1 protein-coding gene is annotated in these 389 nt (G+C 52.4%); it reads left to right on the top strand.

All coding sequences use genetic code 11. The features are described 5' to 3' along the window. Window positions 1-389 (top strand): Ig-like domain-containing protein (locus tag ACXAH6_RS20420; RefSeq protein WP_474879832.1); only part of this gene is annotated, 389 nt, incomplete at both ends.

Genomic DNA, 389 nt, shown 5'->3' with positions numbered 1-389 from the left:
GTGGATGTACCTTCGGCCGTTTCCGAAGGCTTGCTCAATGTGGAAGTGGAAGTCCTCGACGATGCAGGTAATTTAGCCACCGTCACCACGTCTGGTTTGATTGACCTCACGCTACCGATTTTAGGCGTGAATGCACTCGGTACGCTCAACGATGCCACACCGACTATCTCAGGCACTTGTGATGAAATTGGCGCAACAGTGTCAATTACCGTCACGGATAGTGACAGCAACGAACAAACCTTCACGGCCACCGTCCAATCTGACGGTACCTACAGCGTGGATGTACCTTCGGCCGTTTCCGAAGGCTTGCTCAATGTGGAAGTGGAAGTCCTCGACGATGCAGGTAATTTAGCCACCGTCACCACGTCTGGTTTGATTGACCTCACGCT

Source organism: Alteromonas sp. ABE4_545 (assembly GCF_056161325.1).
This window is presented reverse-complemented; position numbering and strand designations above follow the sequence as displayed.